We start from the raw sequence: 15,027 nt of genomic DNA, 5'->3' as shown, positions 1-15,027 counted from the left end.
AGTCACAAAATAAAATTTATGGCGTTAACCAAAGAAAAAATCAAATATTTTAAGGAAAAACTGGAAGAAGAAAAGAAAAAACTGGAATCCGAACTCGGTCAAGTCGGCCAGAAAAATCCGGACGTGCCCGGAGATTGGGAAGTTTCTCCGGCCAAGTTTGACGTGGACACTTCCGAGGAAGGCGAACTTTCCAGTGCCTTTGAGGAGTTGGAAAACCGCAACGCCATAGAAGATTCTCTGGAAGAAAGATTGCTGTTTGTCAATAAGGCGTTGGAAAAAATAAAAGAAGGTAAGTATGGAATCTGCTCCGGCGACGGCAAAGATCACCCCATAGAATTCAAAAGATTGGAAGCCAACCCGGCCGCGATGGAGTGCATGCGGCACGCTTCGGAAAAGTTCACCCTGTGAAATGATTTTAAATGGTTTAATGGTATATAGACTATTTTAATTACTTCATCGTGATTAGAACAAAAGATGGAAGATTATAATTTTTAATTTAAAATCGCCCTGTGAAATGATTTTTCAATCAGAATTTAAAAATCAAATTTTGTTTCTGAAAACAAAATTTATTTCGCAGGGCATTTCACAGGGTAAATGTCAGTCAAAGTTTACTCCGCTCAGACGACGGGATTAAAAGCCGATATCGTGGACATAGAAATAGACTTGGCGCAAGGCCTGCATTCTTTTTCCATCGTCGGCTTGCCCGACAAGGCGGTGGAGGAATCCAAAGACAGGATCTCCGCGGCCGTCAAAAATTCCGGCTTCGTTTCTCCACAGAAGAAAAACCAAAGGGTGACGGTTTCTCTGGCGCCGGCCGACCTTAAAAAAGAGGGGCCGGTTTTTGATTTGGGCATCGCTCTGGCTTATCTTCTGGCCTCCAAGCAGATAAATTTTGATCCGGAAGGGAAGATGTTTCTGGGCGAGCTGGCGCTGGACGGCGCCATAAGAAAAGTCAAAGGTGTTTTGGCTTTGGTAAAACGCGCCAAAAGCAAAGGTTTTAAAGAGGTGTTTGTTCCGGAAGAAAACGCCAAAGAAGCGGCGCTAATAGAGGGTGTAAAAATTTTCGGCTGCGAAAAGTTGGAAGATATAATCCGCCATTTTGACGAAGAAAACAAAATTGAGTTAAAGGCCAAGCCGGCGACAAAAATCGAGTCAGGCGACGATGGTTTTGAAAGTTTGGTTGATTTTGCCGACATCAAAGGGCAGGAAACGGCCAAAAGAGGGTTGGAAATTGCCGCCGCCGGAGGCCACAACATCGCCATGATCGGGCCGGCCGGCACGGGCAAAACCATGCTGGCCAAAGCCTTTGCCTGCGTTTTACCGCCCTTGTCTTTTGAAGAAATTTTGGAAACGACCGCGATCCACAGCGTGGCCGGAGTTCTAGACGGCGATTTTGTTTTGCGAAGGCCGTTTCGCGGGCCGCACCATACTTCATCTTACGTCGCTTTGGTCGGCGGAGGGGTTTATCCCAAGCCGGGAGAAATTACTTTAAGCCACCGGGGAGTGCTGTTTTTGGACGAATTTCCGGAGTTTGAACGGCGGGTGATAGAAGCTTTGCGTCAGCCGCTGGAAGAAGGGATAGTTCACGTTTCCCGGGCCAAAGGGACGGTTTCCTTCCCGGCCAGATTTATTTTGGTCTGCGCCATGAACCCGTGCCCTTGCGGCAACCTTGATTCCAAATCCAAGCCTTGCGTATGCACCCAAAGCGCGCTAGCCCGATACCAGCGCAAAATATCCGGGCCGATTATGGACAGAGTTGATTTGTGGGTGGAGGTGCCGCGGGTGGATCATCAAAAACTTTCCAATGACAACATTTCCTCGGAATCTTCCGGCGCCGTCAAAAAAAGGGTCGTCGCGGCCAGAGAAATCCAGAAAGAAAGATTCAGAGAAAGCGGCAAGAAAGAGATAAAAATTTTAACCAACAGCGAGATGGGGGTTAAAGAGCTTAAGAAGTTCGCCTCGCTTTCAGACAAAACAAAGACGATTCTAAACAACGCCGCCGCCAAACTTGACCTTTCCGCCCGCGCCTATCATCGCGTCATCAAAATATCCCGCACCATCGCCGACCTGGAAGGAGCCGAAAATATCGGTGAGAATCATATCTTGGAGGCTATTCAATACCGGCCGAAGTAACGTTTTACAGCTTGTTGACTTTCATTGGACATGAATTATTATTAAGGTGTAACATTTTGTATTACAATTTGTTACTATAACTATAAATATATGAGAAGCGTAATAAATATTTCGTTGCCTAAAAGCATGGCGGATTTAGTGGAAAAAGAAGTTAAATCCGGCAAATTCGCCACCAAGAGCGAGTTTATAAGGCATGCGATACGAGCGTGGAACACACACAAATTAGCCAAAGAATTAAAAGAAGCCAAAAAAGAATTTGAGGCGGGGAAAGGAAAGGTATTAAGATCGTTGCACGACCTGAGATAATTTTTTATGAAAATTATATATCTGCCGAGGTTCAGCAGGGAATACAAGAAATTACCGGCGGATGTTCAAGATTTGGCGGAAAGGAAAGAAAAAGTTTTCAGAAAAGATCCGTTTGATCCGAAACTAAAAACACATAAACTCCACGGTGAACTTATTGGATTTTGGTCTTTTTCCATAAATTATGATTATAGAATAATTTTTGAATTTTTAAACAAAAACACAGTTAGATTTTATTCAATCGGCAATCATGATATTTATGAGTAGCAGTTTTTATAAAATTTTATAATCATAATAATATGGACCCAAACAAACTGTTTCAAATTTCAATCAAAGGCCTTGTTTTTAACGATGAAGGTAAGGTTATGCTTATTAAGGAAAAAACCGGCGTGTGGGATTTGCCCGGCGGCAGGATAGAGCAGGGGCAAAATTTTAAAGAAACACTGGAAAGAGAGTGCGTTGAAGAACTTGGTGTAAAATGCGAAGTTTTAGACAAGACCCCTTTCTTTGCCTGGGTCGCGCAAAACAAAACAGAGAGGTGGCAGGCCATACTCTGTTTCAGGATTAAGCTGGAAAGTACGGACTTCAAAGAATCCGATGAGTGCGTTGGTCATGATTTTTTTGATAAGAATAGTCTTGATTCAATAAATCTCGTGCCGCAAACAAAAAATATCAAGGAATGGCTATAGCGCCAGTGGAAGAAAAAAGTTCCCGCTAAGCGGGAACTTTTTTGACAACGATTATTTCTGCTTTTGTTTAGGCTTTATATCGCGATAATTATTTTTATAAATTCAATAAGAATGGTAAACATAAGTTTAAAAGTCCTTGCCTAGAAGGGGTTTTTCGCGCCTCTGACTTCAAAGTGCAGATGGCAGCCGGTGGATTTGCCGGTGGAGCCGACGTAGCCGATGACCTGACCCTGGCTGACGCGCCAGCCTGGATAAACAATATTAGTGGAAAGATGTGAGTATAAAGTCTGGGTGCCGTTGGAGTGAGATACGACAATATAATTGCCGTAACCGCCGTTCCAGCCGGCCGCTTTGCTGATGATAACGTCGCCGGAAGCGGAGGCTAAAACCGGAGTGCCGCAGGAGTTGGCCAGGTCAACGCCGTTGTATCCGTGCAAGCCTTGAGATTTTACTCCGCCGGCAATCGGTTTCATGTAATAACCGGCGTAAGAAGGGCCGCTGCCGCCGCGATAGGGATTAGACCCCGGTCTGGTTGTTTTGGGGGCGGACGGCGCCGGCATCTCGCCGTTGGGAACGATTATCGTTTCCCCGACTGCCAGTTGCCCGTCGGCGTCCAGGCCGTTGAATTTTATTATTTCGTCCACGTCGCTGTTGAGTTTCTTGGCGATACTCTTAAGCGTATCTCCTTTTTTGACTTCGTACTTTACTCCGGTGATTGGGAGAATGACCAGCGTTTGCCCCGGCTTGATGGAGCTGCCGCGGGAGATGTCGTTTGACCAGATTATGGTATTGACGGAAACTCCGAACATCTGGGCTATCTGTGATAAGGTGTCACCCTCGCGCACCACATAAACATTGATCTGCCAGTCGCTGTTTAATTCTTCCACGTCGGCCATGGTGCCAAGCGGGCCGGACTCCGGAAGAAGCGAGTTGTTGTTGACTATGGCAATTTCTCCGCCCCCTTTATGGTTGCTGACCTCGTAGCTTAAAGAACTTTCCAGAAGAGGCATCGTTTGCAGGTTGGCCGTTTCTTTTTTTGAGGCAAGCCCGAGTTTGGAGGCTTCGGCACTGGAGCCAAAGTAGAAAAAGCCGGCCTCCGCGAGGTTAACCTGCCCTAAAAAGAAAACAGCTCCTAAAAGTAGGGCCATGGATGAAAATCTTAATATAGGGCTCCGTTGAGGCCTTTTTTTACAAAGGGCGGCAACCGAGTTTTTGGGTTTAGTATAAATAAGCCTAAAAATAAGGGTATTTCAGCAATTTCGGCAAAAATATGGCTAAAAACAAGGGTTTTCTGGAAAAGGTATCTTTACAAAGTACAAGGTAATCGTACTCTTTTTTGCCCAAAAGTCAATTGGGCAAGGGTGTTATGCACAGGCCGGCCGGTTGTGATAAAATATGGCGGTGGTTAAATTTTTGATTCTGATTTTGGCACTAGGAGCGTCTTCTTTGGCGCTGATCGGCCCGGACAAGCAGGAAAAAGTCGCCTCGCGCGCGGAAAAGCCGGAGGAGGTTAAAAATGTCCGGATTAACGGAGCGGCAGCCAGGGTTGATTTGGCTTTGACAATGGAGCAAAGGGCAAAAGGCCTTTCCGGCAGGAAAAAACTTGAGCCGGACAAAGGCATGTTGTTTTATTTTGACAAGCCTGGTTTTTATTCTTTCTGGATGAAGGATATGAACTTTCCGATTGACATAATCTGGATAGGTGAAGACTTGAAAGTGGCGGACATTACTGAAGACGCTTTGCCAGAATCGTTTCCAAAACAATTTTTGCCGGAAAAAGCGGCGAAGTTGGTGCTGGAAGTGAATGCCGGCTGGGCAAAAAAGAACGGCGTAAAAGAAGGAATGCCGGTGAAAATTTTTTAACTTATTTTTCTTATTTTTAAAATGGATTTTTTATTGAACGGGCTCAATGAAGCGCAGAAGAAAGTCGTTTTGCATAAAGACGGACCGCTTTTGGTGCTGGCCGGAGCCGGTTCGGGCAAGACCAAAAGCATCAGCCACCGCATTGCCCACATGGCAAGCCAAGGCGTAGCGCCGGAAAAAATTTTGGCCATCACCTTTACCAACAAAGCGGCCGGAGAGATGAGGGAGAGGGTGTTTGGATTGCTGGAAAAAATTCAGGTTGTGGGCAATTCCAAGGACGGTCCTTGGAAACGGCAGCATCCATTTGTGAGCACGTTCCATTCGCTCGGGGTTTATATTTTAAAAAAGCACGGGAGCAAAGTCGGCGTTCCGGCCAACTTTTCCATTTTAAGCAAAGAAGACAGTCTTGATATGGTCAAAGAGGCGATTAAAGAATTAAGCATTGACCCGAAGCAGTTCCAGCCCAACAAAATGCAGTCGCTCATCTCGCGGCAGAAAGGGGATTTGTTTGACGCCGAATCATATTTTGCCGAAGCCGGTTCCGATTTCTTCGGCTCCGTGTTGGGAAAAATCTGGAAAAAGTACGAAGAAAATCTGCGAGAGCATAAAGCCCTGGACTTTGACGACCTTGTTTCCAAGGTGGTTTTTCTGCTCAAAAAAGACGCGGAAGTAAGGGATTATTATCAAAATTTGTGGGACTATATCCTCATAGACGAATATCAAGACACCAACAAAAGCCAGTACGAGCTGTCCAAGATTCTTGCCGCCAGACACAAAAACATCTGCGCCGTGGGCGATATGGACCAGTGTATCTACGCTTTCCGCGGGGCCGACTTCCGCAACATCATCAATTTTGAGAAGGACTATCCGGAACACGTGGCTGTGGCGCTGGAAGAAAATTACCGTTCCACTCAAAACATCCTGGAAGCGGCGGCAAAAATCATAGAGAAGAACAAAGTCCGCAAGCCGAAAGGTCTTTACACTAAAAACCAAAAAGGCGCCGAGATATCGCTGTTTGAGGCGATGGGCGAGTACGAGGAGGCGGAGTTTGTCGCCCATAAGATAAAAGAAATTTTGGCGCGGGGCGGCTCGCCCTCGGAAATATCCGTGTTGTTTCGCGCTAACTTCCAGTCGCGGGTGTTTGAGGAGGCCTGCCTCAAGCACGGCATAGCCTACCAAATGCTGGGCACCCAGTTTTACGAAAGAAAGGAAATCAAAGACGTGCTGGCTTACCTGCGGGCGGCGTTAAACAGAGAGGATTTATTGAGCGTCAAAAGGGCGGTCAACGTTCCGTCGCGGGGGATAGGCAAAGTTTCCTTGTTGAACAAATTTTCCGGCAAAAAACTTCCGGCGGCGATGGAGAAAAAGTTTGAGGACTTTTTCGCCCTGCTGGACTCCATTAAAGAAAACACCGGAAAAGAAAAAGCCTCGGCGGCGATAAGTTTTATCATTAAAAAATCGGGCTTGGAAGAACTTCTGGAAAATGGAGATAGTACCGACAAGGAACGGCTGGAAAACCTGAAGGAGTTGGTGAGCATCGCCACCAGATACGACAACCTGCCGGAGCCGGAGGGCGTCCAGAAATTATTGGAAGACGCTTCTTTGATGAGCGCGCAGGACGCGATAGAAAATAAAGAGGAAAAAGTGCGGCTGATGACGGCGCACGCCGCCAAAGGGCTTGAGTTTAAAAACGTTTTCATCGTCGGGTTGGAAGAGGGGTTGTTCCCACATTCCGGCATGGGCTCGCGCGACAGGGAGAGGGATGAGGAGGAAAGGAGGCTTTTTTACGTGGCGGTGACAAGAGCAAAAGAAAAACTGTTTTTGTCTTTCGCCGTTTCGCGCATGATTTACGGCGGCCGGCAGATGAATATGCCGTCCCGCTTTTTGTCCGACATCCCCGACTATTTGTACAAAATGGAGGAGTTTCGGGGCGAACCGCCGGAAGAAGTGATAAGATATGGCTGATTAAATCCGAAGCGCGAAGCACGAAATCCGAAACAATATCAAAATTTAAAATTCAAATGACAAAAAGTTTAGAATTTAAAATTTAAAAAATTAGAATTTGTTTCGAATTTCGATATTAGGATTTCGAATTTATTTTTTATGCTGAAAGCTAAAAAATCACTTGGGCAGAATTTTCTCAATTCCCAAAAAATCGCCGAAGAAATAGTCGCGGCGGGGAAAGTTAGCCCCGATGATACTGTTCTGGAAGTCGGCCCAGGAAAGGGTGTTTTGACGGAGTTGCTTCTGCAAAGGGCTAAAAAAGTGATAGCGGTAGAGAAAGACGAGGAGCTTGTAGAATTTTTAAAAGAAAAATTTTCCGCTGAAATTAACAACGGGAGGCTGGATGTTATTTCAGGCGATATTTTGGCATTTGACCCAATGTCAAGGTTCAACCTTGACATTGGCGGTTATAAAATTATTGCCAACCTGCCTTATTATATTACCTCATTTTTTTTGCGAAAATTTTTGAGCGAGGAACCTCAGCCAGTTTTGATGGTCTTGATGATCCAAAAAGAGGTGGCGGATAGGATTATTGGTTTGGGAAAAAAGTGCGGGAAAAGAAACTCGTCTTTTTACAAAACTGACGAAGGAGGAAATTTTTCCAGAAGGCAAGTTTCTTTTCCCGTCAAAGAGAGCCTTCTTTCCATAAGCGTTAAAACTTACGGCCGGCCGGAGATAATAAGGATAGTTTCCAAGGGCAATTTCATTCCCCAGCCAAAAGTGGATTCGGCGGTTATCAGAATCTCCGGCATTTCCAAAGAATTTTTTAAAGATTTGGATGAGAAAAATTTTTTTGAAACGGTCAGAAAAGGCTTCGCCCACAAAAGGAAGTTGCTTTTGAGCAACCTAGGCGCGAAAAAAGAAAATTTTGCCGCCTGCGGCATAGCTGAAAAAGCGAGAGCCGAAGATTTAGACCTGGAAGACTGGAAGTGTTTAAACACTGTCAAGGTCTCGCCTTGACAGTGGGGTTGTCGTTGGAAAACATAAGCCAATTTTCAATAAAAACTTCGAACTCTTTAAAATTTTCAAAGTATTCAGGAAACTGGTTCTTATTAAGAATAACAAGCTCTTTCCTTTTTTCCACAGTGAAATCCAGAAAACTGGAATAAATGTAAGATTTAAGAAAAAGATCAGCCCCTTTTTTGTTTTTGATACCTGTTTCTTTCCATGCTGGCTCAATGAGCTTAATTGGGTTTAAATGAATGTACGAGAGGAGATATTTTAAATAACGGTCTTCGTTGACATGGGTTGCTTTAAATAATCCGCCAAATAATACCCCTGTTCTTTCGTTTTTCTTATTAAAATACATCGTATAAGCAGTGAGCAATTTTTGCATAAACTTACTTATACCGCCCTCGGTTTTTTCATGTATAAGCAAATGAAAATGATTAGGCATTAAACAATATGCTCCTATATCAACGAGAGTTTCTCCCCTTTTTATTTCTAGCAGTTTTTCCATTTTGATGTTCGGATAATCGCTTAATTTTATATCTTTCGTTCCATTGCATATGTATAACAAAGCAGTAAATCTGTCATAATCTGCTTTGTTTTGAAAAATTACCCTTTTGTCATTACCACGATTATAAATATGGTAGTTTTCTCCCGGTGAAAAATTTATTTTTCTGCTCATTGCTTAATTTTATAAAGAACGAAGCGGTTGTCAAGGCGAGACCTTGACATGGTTGAGTTTTTTGATGGGCGACTTATCCACATTTTTTCCTGATTTTTAAAGGAAATTATCTCTCGCAAAAGGTATAATTAACATACGGCAAAGTGCCGTCGCTTTGGCTTACTTACCGGGCAAGAAAATCATATTTTTAATAATTTTTATCCTGCTGATATTTGCCGGCTGGTTTTATTATGCCAAGTACGAAAAAGGCGATTTGGAATATCTGGCCAAAAAAGAAGAAGCGCAAAAAATATTGACCGTCGCTACCACGACGGAAAACGGAGCTATGTACGAATCCGACACCGACGGCGACGGTTTAAAAGACTGGGAGGAGACTCTTTGGAAAACCGACCCGAATAAAAAAGACACCGACGGCGACGGCGCGGAAGACAACGAAGAAATAGCCCAAAACCGAAACCCGCTCAAAGCCGGCCCGGACGATAAAATCGGCCAAAAAGAAGATCTGATCGCTCAAAACAAAAGCTCCTCCGGCGCCGACTTAAACACAATGACCGCCGCTTACGCCAAACAGTTTTTAACGGAGTATTTGCTGATTAAACAGCAGAAGGGTGAATTAACTAACAAAGATAAAGAAAGCTTAGTAGAATCACTCATGTTGCAGATGAGCAGTAACAGACCTACCGATACTTACAACGTTTCTAATATAAAAATAGCGGACAATGGGCAAGAAAATCTCAGAAAATACTCTATAACTGTTAAAAAATTGCTTGTTGACGACAAAAAAATAAAAGAAAACGAGGTGGTCATCTTCGGGCGTTTAATGGAGAACCTTAAAAATAAAGAGGGGGTTAATTACAGCAATGACGTAAAAAAACTTTTGGAAATAACGGAAATATATAACGGCGCTTTGGCTGAGCTAAGACAATTGGATGTGCCGGAAGAATTGGCTAAAGACCACCTTGATTTAATCAATGGCCTAAACAACATGAGTGAGGCTGTTAAATTGATGGCCACCGCGCCGGAAGATTCCATAAAGGGATTATTGGGATACAGGATTTACAAGCAAGAAGTGGAAAAATTTTCCGGTGGTTTTGAAAGCGTTAAAGAAATTTTAGTGAAAAAAAATGTTTTCTGATTTTTTCACAGTAAAAAAAAGAATGAGAAGAAATGTATTTGCGATCATTTCTTTCTTTTTTGTCTTTTATAACTTATTTGCCCCATTAGAATTATTTGCCACCGGAATTGATGGTAATGTCATTGTGGACGATATTCTTATGGATTCTTCTCCGACTAGCATAACCAGAAACGCCACTTTAAGTATGATTGCTGGTTCTTCCGCTACAACCGCAGGTAATACTACAGTTTTATCCAACAAAGAAACATGGCTTGACGGTCTCGCCTGGACGGCCGCCAACGTTATCATAGACCAGTTCGGCGACGCGTTGGTGACCTGGATCCAGAACGGTTTTGAAGGGAGTCCGATGTTTCTTAGCGACCCGGAAGGGTTTTTCCGCGACACGGCCAACCAGGTCAGCGGGGCCATAATAGACAAAATGGATTTGGAATGGTTGTGCGAGCCGATAGGACCATTGCGTATCAAAATGGACTTCTTTTTCCCCGGCACCGACAGGGCAAAATATAGGTGTACTTTCAACGACATTGTGGATAATTTCCAAAACATGGCGGATAGGGATGATATAAGCGATTGGTTGGATATTGATGTTAATATCCGCCAAAACAATATTGTCCGCGAATACGGCAACGACTTTAGGAACGGAGGATTTTTAATGTGGCTGATGAGCACCAAGCCCAAGAATAATGATGTGGGCCGTGTGGTCCAAGCGGCGGATAACGCTTACGCCGCCGCGCGGGTGAGCGTGGAAATGGGCGGCTTCCAGCTTAAATTAAACTCCGGATTTTTCGGGGTAAAGAAATGTATTGAAGAAGTGCCGAACATGGTAACAGAAGTTGAGTACGATCCTCTTGATCCAGATAATCCTTACAAAAAAACAGAGCTTCAAGACGGCATGAAATGCGCCAAATGGGAAACAAAAACCCCGGGGCAACTTGTTCAAAGCCAGCTTAACAGTGTCGTTGACAAAGATAAACAAAGACTCCAGGTTGCTGACGAAATAGACGAAATTATCGGCACCTTGGCTACTACTATGATGGGTTGGCTTGTGACCGGCGGTAATGGAGAGGGTGGCTTGTTAGGATACGATAAGGATGCCAATTATTCCGGCAGTAATCGCGATCACTATGGCGAGTTAAGCAAGAACCAGCAACTAGCCCAGGAAAAGCAATCCGTTTCCAACCAAACCGGCCGGATAACGGAATGGGAAGAAAATTATGGTCGGTCTTTGGAAGACCAATCTGACGCTTTGTACGGGGCAAAAGAGGATTTGGGAACGATTTTGGCTAAACTTAATTGCATTTACGCCACCAGCACCAGCGACACAAGTTATGATTATTCAACCTGCGACGACGATATTGAAGAAATTGGCAAAAATCTTGACCCGCTGGGCAAAGATATTAATGACGTAAACAATGACAGAACCAGCGTTCAGACGGCCATAACGAACGATATTGAGCCAAGAATCAGTGATTATGAAAACACATACGACACGCAAACTTTTGAGGACGGAGAAACTTTCCAGAGTTTGGGATTAACCGCCGTTGATGTTTCCGCCCGGGCGCTGGAGATAATTGATTCTTTCGTGGAGGAAGTGATGATGGCTACCAGGATAGGGGAAATAAAGACCTTGAAAGACGATGACCACTACTGCTACGACTACAACAAACGCAACAATAAAAACAAAAATAGAGAAACCGGCCAGGAAATGAGCGCTGAAAATAATCCGGTCGTTAAAAACGCCTCCAACGGATTTGCCACTACAACCAGAATCCACTGGAAAGCGGTAAGCGCCGAAGAATGCTCCCCGACCGGAGGAGAAAAGACTTGGCGCGGCACAACCATCGGCACCAGTGGAAGCTATGTGACACCGCCGTTTAAAACGGATGAATTAAGAACTTACGGCATAAGATGTTACGACCAGGACAACAACCGCATGGATAAGGAAATCATCCTTACTGCCGCCGATAGCAACGCCGAGCCGGCTTCTCTGGAAATTTTGTCGGACGACACCACTGTGGAAGTTAACACAGCCACCAATATTTACTGGCTTTCTTCCAATGCGTCTTCCTGCTATCTCTACTCGGACAAAGACAATCTTGACGAAGAAAGCGCTTACATAACGGAAGCGGACTCTTTGGAAGCGGATTCTGGTTTCTTCGTCGGCGAGGGATATTACCGCAAGGAAAAAACAAACTCCACCAAAAAAACGGCTACCGGTTCAATAGCGTCAGAGACGAATTATAAAATTATCTGCCGCGGCAACGACGGAGAAATAGCTTCGGAAGAAATAAACATCTCCACGGTTGATTCCGAAAAGAAAACCTACCAGACCCATAGTGAGAAAGAGTGGAAAGAAGTCAGCAAAGAAACGGGAAAAATTGAAGAGAAGATGGACAAGCTCGTGATAAAATACACTTGCGCGCTGGATGAGTACACCCAAGACGAGAATGTTGATGCGGATGATTGCGCCTTAGCCGATCAAACAAGCAGTGTTTCGCCTTAATAAAATGTTTAAGAAAATAATCACATATCTGCTAATAATTTCCGTGATTGTACCCGCCTTGGCGCCGGCGGGGTTTTCCGGTTTAAGTATGGTTTACGCCCAGCAGCAAGGGAATAACGGGAATAATAACTCAAATGACTTAGAAGAGCGCGTTGATCGCATAGAAAAAGGACTTGGCGTGGTCAATGAAAATAAGGGCAGCAAAGACGGTGAAATAGAGGATCCTTGCGGCTGGACTATGGGAATAGCCGGAGGAACATTCGGAAAGTGCGTCAGTTATCTTTTTCTCTATGTTGCCGTCCATTGGATTTTGCCCGCGGCTGTCTTCATCACCAACCTGGCATCAAGCTTGTTCAACGCCAGTATTGAATTTTCTTTGTCCGGCGAAATTTTTGACACAGAAAAAAACATAATGATAGCCACGGGCTGGACGATGGTAAGGGATTTGATCAACCTTGTTTTTATTTTCATCCTTCTGTATCTGGCAGTATCAATGATTTTGCAGTACGGAGGAGCCAGTATTAAAAAAGTTTTGCCCAGTATAATCGTAGCGGCAGTGCTGGTTAACTTCAGCATGCTGATTACCAAAATGGTCATAGACGCCTCCCATGTCTTTGCCTGGGAATTTTATAATCAAATTGACGCGGACAAAGGGGGGACGGTGGGCAACATCAAAAACGACCTTACAATAAACGGAGATTTCAAGAAGAAAAACCTGGGCAATGTTTTTATGGCCGCATTTAATCCGCAGCAGATGTTAACAGGCAGCACGGACAGCGTAGAAGGCGTTATCCAACAAGCTTATAACGAGGGAGGGGGTTTCAGCGAATCTGTGTTCACCCTGGCTCTGCCGGTGCTGTTGGAGGCGGCTTTGGCCATATTGGCCGCTTTCGTGCTTTTTGCCGGGGCGATTATGTTCGTGGTGCGGGTGGTGGTTTTGTGGATGGTGATGATGTTTTCTCCAATAATGATTATAGGGGTGGTCTTGCCCAGTATGAAAAAGTATTCCAGCCAGTGGTGGGGTTATCTTATAGGACAATCGTTTTTCGCTCCGGCCTTTCTGTTTATGTTTGTCTTGGTGACCAAGCTGATAAACAGCGACTTTTTAAAGAGCATTACGCAGACCACGGAAAATTCTAATTTAAAGCTGGCTTTTGGCCTGAACGCCGGCTCAATTCTGGTGCCGTTTTTCCATTTCTTCGTCGCGGCTGGGCTTATGCTCGCCTCGCTTATGGTGGCTAGGCAACTGGGTGGCAAAACGGCCAGCATGTCCATCGGCTGGGCGCACACGGCCCGCGGCTGGGCGCAGGGGGCGGCGGCAGGGACTGCCAAATACGGCTGGTGGGGCGCGAAAGGCGGCGCGAGGCGATGGTATGCGCCTATGGCTGAAAATTTTGCCACTGGCAAAGGTTTTATGGGTAAAGTTGGAAATGTAGCCAGATATGTACCTTTTGCCGGCGATGCCGCCACCAGAAAGGCGGCTGATATTGCCACGGAAAGCCGTAAAATAGTGGAAGAAAAGCAAAAGAAATACGGCAAGTACACAGCCGATGAGCTGAAGAAAATGCAGGGCGGTTGGTATAACAGAACATTCCGTCCTTATGAGACGTCCGCTATGCTGCAGGAATCCATCAAAAAAGAGGATATTAAAAAGATGGCTCCGGGTGATATTGAAAAATCCAAAGAATTCCTCAAGAGTCTTGGTATTAAGCCTAAGGACATAGAAAGACAGGCGCCGTTTTTGGTTAAAGGCAAAGCTGATGATACTGAAAGAGAAATATTACTCAATACTTATAAGGAAGAAAACGAGGCCAAATACAACGAAATCAGAGAAAAACTTGAGAAAGATTATGTTAACGACCCCGAAGGTTTGGGCAAGGCAATGGCCGCGGCCATTAAAACGGAACTCGGTGGCGGATTTGAGAAATTCCTTAACGAGAAGCTGTCCAATGCTTACAACGCGGAAAATCCGGAAGGATTCGGCAAGTTGGACAAGAAATACGCCGTCAAAGACAATGATTATTACCAGGCGCTTAGAAAAGAGCTGGCTGATTACCGCGCCAAAGCCGGGGTTGTCAAAAAAGCGTCTTCTTCTGATATGGAGAAAAACGCCTACAATATACTTACCGAGCCCAGTTTGGCCAAATATCTTAATACCGGTTCAATTAACAAGATAGTAGAGATGGGTGGCGATATGATGGAAAGAATGTTAGACGGACTTACTGGTGTCGCGGGCAGTTACGAGGATACGATTAAAAGTTTGGAGGAACTTGGCAATTACGGATTGGCAAAATTGATTAAGAAAGGGCAAGGGGCCAGGGGAATAAAAGATATGCTGGATGATTATGCGGTTAGAAAGAACAGGTGGAAAGGGAAAATTATCACTTAGGAAAATTAGGATCAAAAACAATATATTATGGCCTACACCTACGAACAAATAAGAGAAATTTTTCTCAAACTCCCCGAAGATTTAAGGGAGGCCTATTTCAGCGAAAACATTTCCGACAAAATAATAGACATAGGCAAAAAACATAAGTTAAACGTTGATGAAACCGGTATTTTGGGAGGCGAAACGGGGTTGGTTTTACTTGGCGAAGAACATCCCAATAAATTTATAGCCAATTTGTCGGCCAAGTTGGGCGTGGACAAAACGGCGGCAAGGGAGATTGCCCAAGACATCAACGAGCAGGTTTTCCGGCCGGTGCGGGATTCGCTTAGAAAAATACATGGAATTACGGACGGTTCGGAAATATCGGCCAAGGTTTCA

General features: G+C 44.6%; 14 protein-coding genes. 12 read left to right on the top strand and 2 right to left on the bottom strand.

What is annotated here, in order from left to right; all coding sequences use genetic code 11:
* Window positions 1–18 precede the first annotated feature (18 nt).
* The 5 genes from HUT38_00070 (at window position 19) to HUT38_00050 (ending at window position 3,125) form a co-directional block, all read left to right on the top strand.
* Window positions 19–408, top strand: coding sequence for a hypothetical protein (locus tag HUT38_00070; protein NUQ56888.1), 390 nt, complete (start codon window positions 19–21; stop codon window positions 406–408).
* Between the two features lie 186 nt (window positions 409–594).
* On the top strand, window positions 595–2,133 hold the full coding sequence (locus tag HUT38_00065; GenBank protein NUQ56887.1) for a YifB family Mg chelatase-like AAA ATPase: 1,539 nt from the start codon (window positions 595–597) through the stop codon (window positions 2,131–2,133).
* Between the two features lie 90 nt (window positions 2,134–2,223).
* On the top strand, window positions 2,224–2,439 hold the full coding sequence (locus HUT38_00060; GenBank protein ID NUQ56886.1) for a ribbon-helix-helix protein, CopG family: 216 nt from the start codon (window positions 2,224–2,226) through the stop codon (window positions 2,437–2,439).
* Window positions 2,440–2,445: 6 nt separating this feature from the next.
* Complete coding sequence (locus HUT38_00055) at window positions 2,446–2,703, top strand: type II toxin-antitoxin system mRNA interferase toxin, RelE/StbE family (GenBank protein NUQ56885.1); 258 nt, start codon at window positions 2,446–2,448, stop codon at window positions 2,701–2,703.
* Between the two features lie 32 nt (window positions 2,704–2,735).
* The gene (locus HUT38_00050; GenBank protein ID NUQ56884.1) at window positions 2,736–3,125 is read left to right on the top strand and encodes an NUDIX hydrolase; all 390 of its coding nucleotides are present in this window, start codon (window positions 2,736–2,738) and stop codon (window positions 3,123–3,125) included.
* A gap of 140 nt (window positions 3,126–3,265) precedes the next feature.
* Here the strand turns inward: HUT38_00050 and HUT38_00045 are convergent, their stop codons facing one another.
* Window positions 3,266–4,273 carry a peptidoglycan DD-metalloendopeptidase family protein gene (locus tag HUT38_00045; GenBank protein NUQ56883.1) on the bottom strand — a complete coding sequence of 336 codons (1,008 nt, stop codon included), beginning with the start codon at window positions 4,271–4,273 and terminating at the stop codon, window positions 3,266–3,268.
* 247 nt (window positions 4,274–4,520) lie between these two features.
* Here HUT38_00045 and HUT38_00040 point away from each other — a divergent pair, with 247 nt between their 5' ends.
* The 3 genes from HUT38_00040 to HUT38_00030 all read left to right on the top strand — a co-directional run bounded on the left by HUT38_00040 (window position 4,521) and on the right by HUT38_00030 (window position 7,952).
* Entirely contained in the window at window positions 4,521–4,988 is a 468-nt protein-coding gene (locus HUT38_00040) for a DUF192 domain-containing protein (GenBank protein ID NUQ56882.1), read from the top strand.
* Window positions 4,989–5,009: 21 nt separating this feature from the next.
* Entirely contained in the window at window positions 5,010–6,953 is a 1,944-nt protein-coding gene (locus HUT38_00035; GenBank protein ID NUQ56881.1) for a UvrD-helicase domain-containing protein, read from the top strand.
* A 138-nt stretch (window positions 6,954–7,091) separates the two neighbouring features.
* Complete coding sequence (locus tag HUT38_00030) at window positions 7,092–7,952, top strand: 16S rRNA (adenine(1518)-N(6)/adenine(1519)-N(6))-dimethyltransferase (GenBank protein NUQ56880.1); 861 nt, start codon at window positions 7,092–7,094, stop codon at window positions 7,950–7,952.
* Here the strand turns inward: HUT38_00030 and HUT38_00025 are convergent.
* Window positions 7,936–8,622 carry a transposase gene (locus HUT38_00025; protein ID NUQ56879.1) on the bottom strand — a complete coding sequence of 229 codons (687 nt, stop codon included), beginning with the start codon at window positions 8,620–8,622 and terminating at the stop codon, window positions 7,936–7,938. The genes HUT38_00030 and HUT38_00025 overlap by 17 nt on opposite strands.
* A gap of 154 nt (window positions 8,623–8,776) precedes the next feature.
* Between HUT38_00025 and HUT38_00020 the strand changes: the two genes are divergently transcribed.
* The 4 genes from HUT38_00020 to HUT38_00005 all read left to right on the top strand — a co-directional run.
* Window positions 8,777–9,757 carry a hypothetical protein gene (locus HUT38_00020; protein ID NUQ56878.1) on the top strand — a complete coding sequence of 327 codons (981 nt, stop codon included), beginning with the start codon at window positions 8,777–8,779 and terminating at the stop codon, window positions 9,755–9,757.
* 22 nt (window positions 9,758–9,779) lie between these two features.
* A complete protein-coding gene (locus tag HUT38_00015) occupies window positions 9,780–12,260 on the top strand; it encodes a hypothetical protein (protein ID NUQ56877.1) in 2,481 nt (826 codons plus the stop codon).
* 4 nt (window positions 12,261–12,264) lie between these two features.
* The gene (locus HUT38_00010) at window positions 12,265–14,649 is read left to right on the top strand and encodes a hypothetical protein (GenBank protein NUQ56876.1); all 2,385 of its coding nucleotides are present in this window, start codon (window positions 12,265–12,267) and stop codon (window positions 14,647–14,649) included.
* A 27-nt stretch (window positions 14,650–14,676) separates the two neighbouring features.
* Window positions 14,677–15,027, top strand: a 351-nt coding sequence (locus tag HUT38_00005; protein ID NUQ56875.1) for a hypothetical protein, incomplete at its 3' end; no start/stop codon positions are given.

This window comes from Candidatus Paceibacter sp. (assembly GCA_013360865.1).
GTDB lineage: Bacteria > Patescibacteriota > Minisyncoccia > UBA9983 > UBA9983 > SURF-57.
This window is presented reverse-complemented; position numbering and strand designations above follow the sequence as displayed.

Bases quoted from the DNA above. Each gene is read 5' to 3' on its own strand.
- HUT38_00030 (NUQ56880.1), top strand. From the start codon at position 7,092: ATGCTGAAAGCTAAAAAATCACTTGGGCAGAATTTTCTCAATTCCCAA.
- HUT38_00050 (NUQ56884.1), top strand. From the start codon at position 2,736: ATGGACCCAAACAAACTGTTTCAAATTTCAATCAAAGGCCTTGTTTTT.
- HUT38_00060 (NUQ56886.1), top strand. From the start codon at position 2,224: ATGAGAAGCGTAATAAATATTTCGTTGCCTAAAAGCATGGCGGATTTA.
- HUT38_00035 (NUQ56881.1), top strand. From the start codon at position 5,010: ATGGATTTTTTATTGAACGGGCTCAATGAAGCGCAGAAGAAAGTCGTT.
- HUT38_00055 (NUQ56885.1), top strand. From the start codon at position 2,446: ATGAAAATTATATATCTGCCGAGGTTCAGCAGGGAATACAAGAAATTA.
- HUT38_00015 (NUQ56877.1), top strand. From the start codon at position 9,780: ATGAGAAGAAATGTATTTGCGATCATTTCTTTCTTTTTTGTCTTTTAT.
- HUT38_00025 (NUQ56879.1), bottom strand. From the start codon at position 8,622: ATGAGCAGAAAAATAAATTTTTCACCGGGAGAAAACTACCATATTTAT.
- HUT38_00070 (NUQ56888.1), top strand. From the start codon at position 19: ATGGCGTTAACCAAAGAAAAAATCAAATATTTTAAGGAAAAACTGGAA.
- HUT38_00010 (NUQ56876.1), top strand. From the start codon at position 12,265: ATGTTTAAGAAAATAATCACATATCTGCTAATAATTTCCGTGATTGTA.
- HUT38_00065 (NUQ56887.1), top strand. From the start codon at position 595: ATGTCAGTCAAAGTTTACTCCGCTCAGACGACGGGATTAAAAGCCGAT.
- HUT38_00040 (NUQ56882.1), top strand. From the start codon at position 4,521: ATGGCGGTGGTTAAATTTTTGATTCTGATTTTGGCACTAGGAGCGTCT.
- HUT38_00045 (NUQ56883.1), bottom strand. From the start codon at position 4,273: ATGGCCCTACTTTTAGGAGCTGTTTTCTTTTTAGGGCAGGTTAACCTC.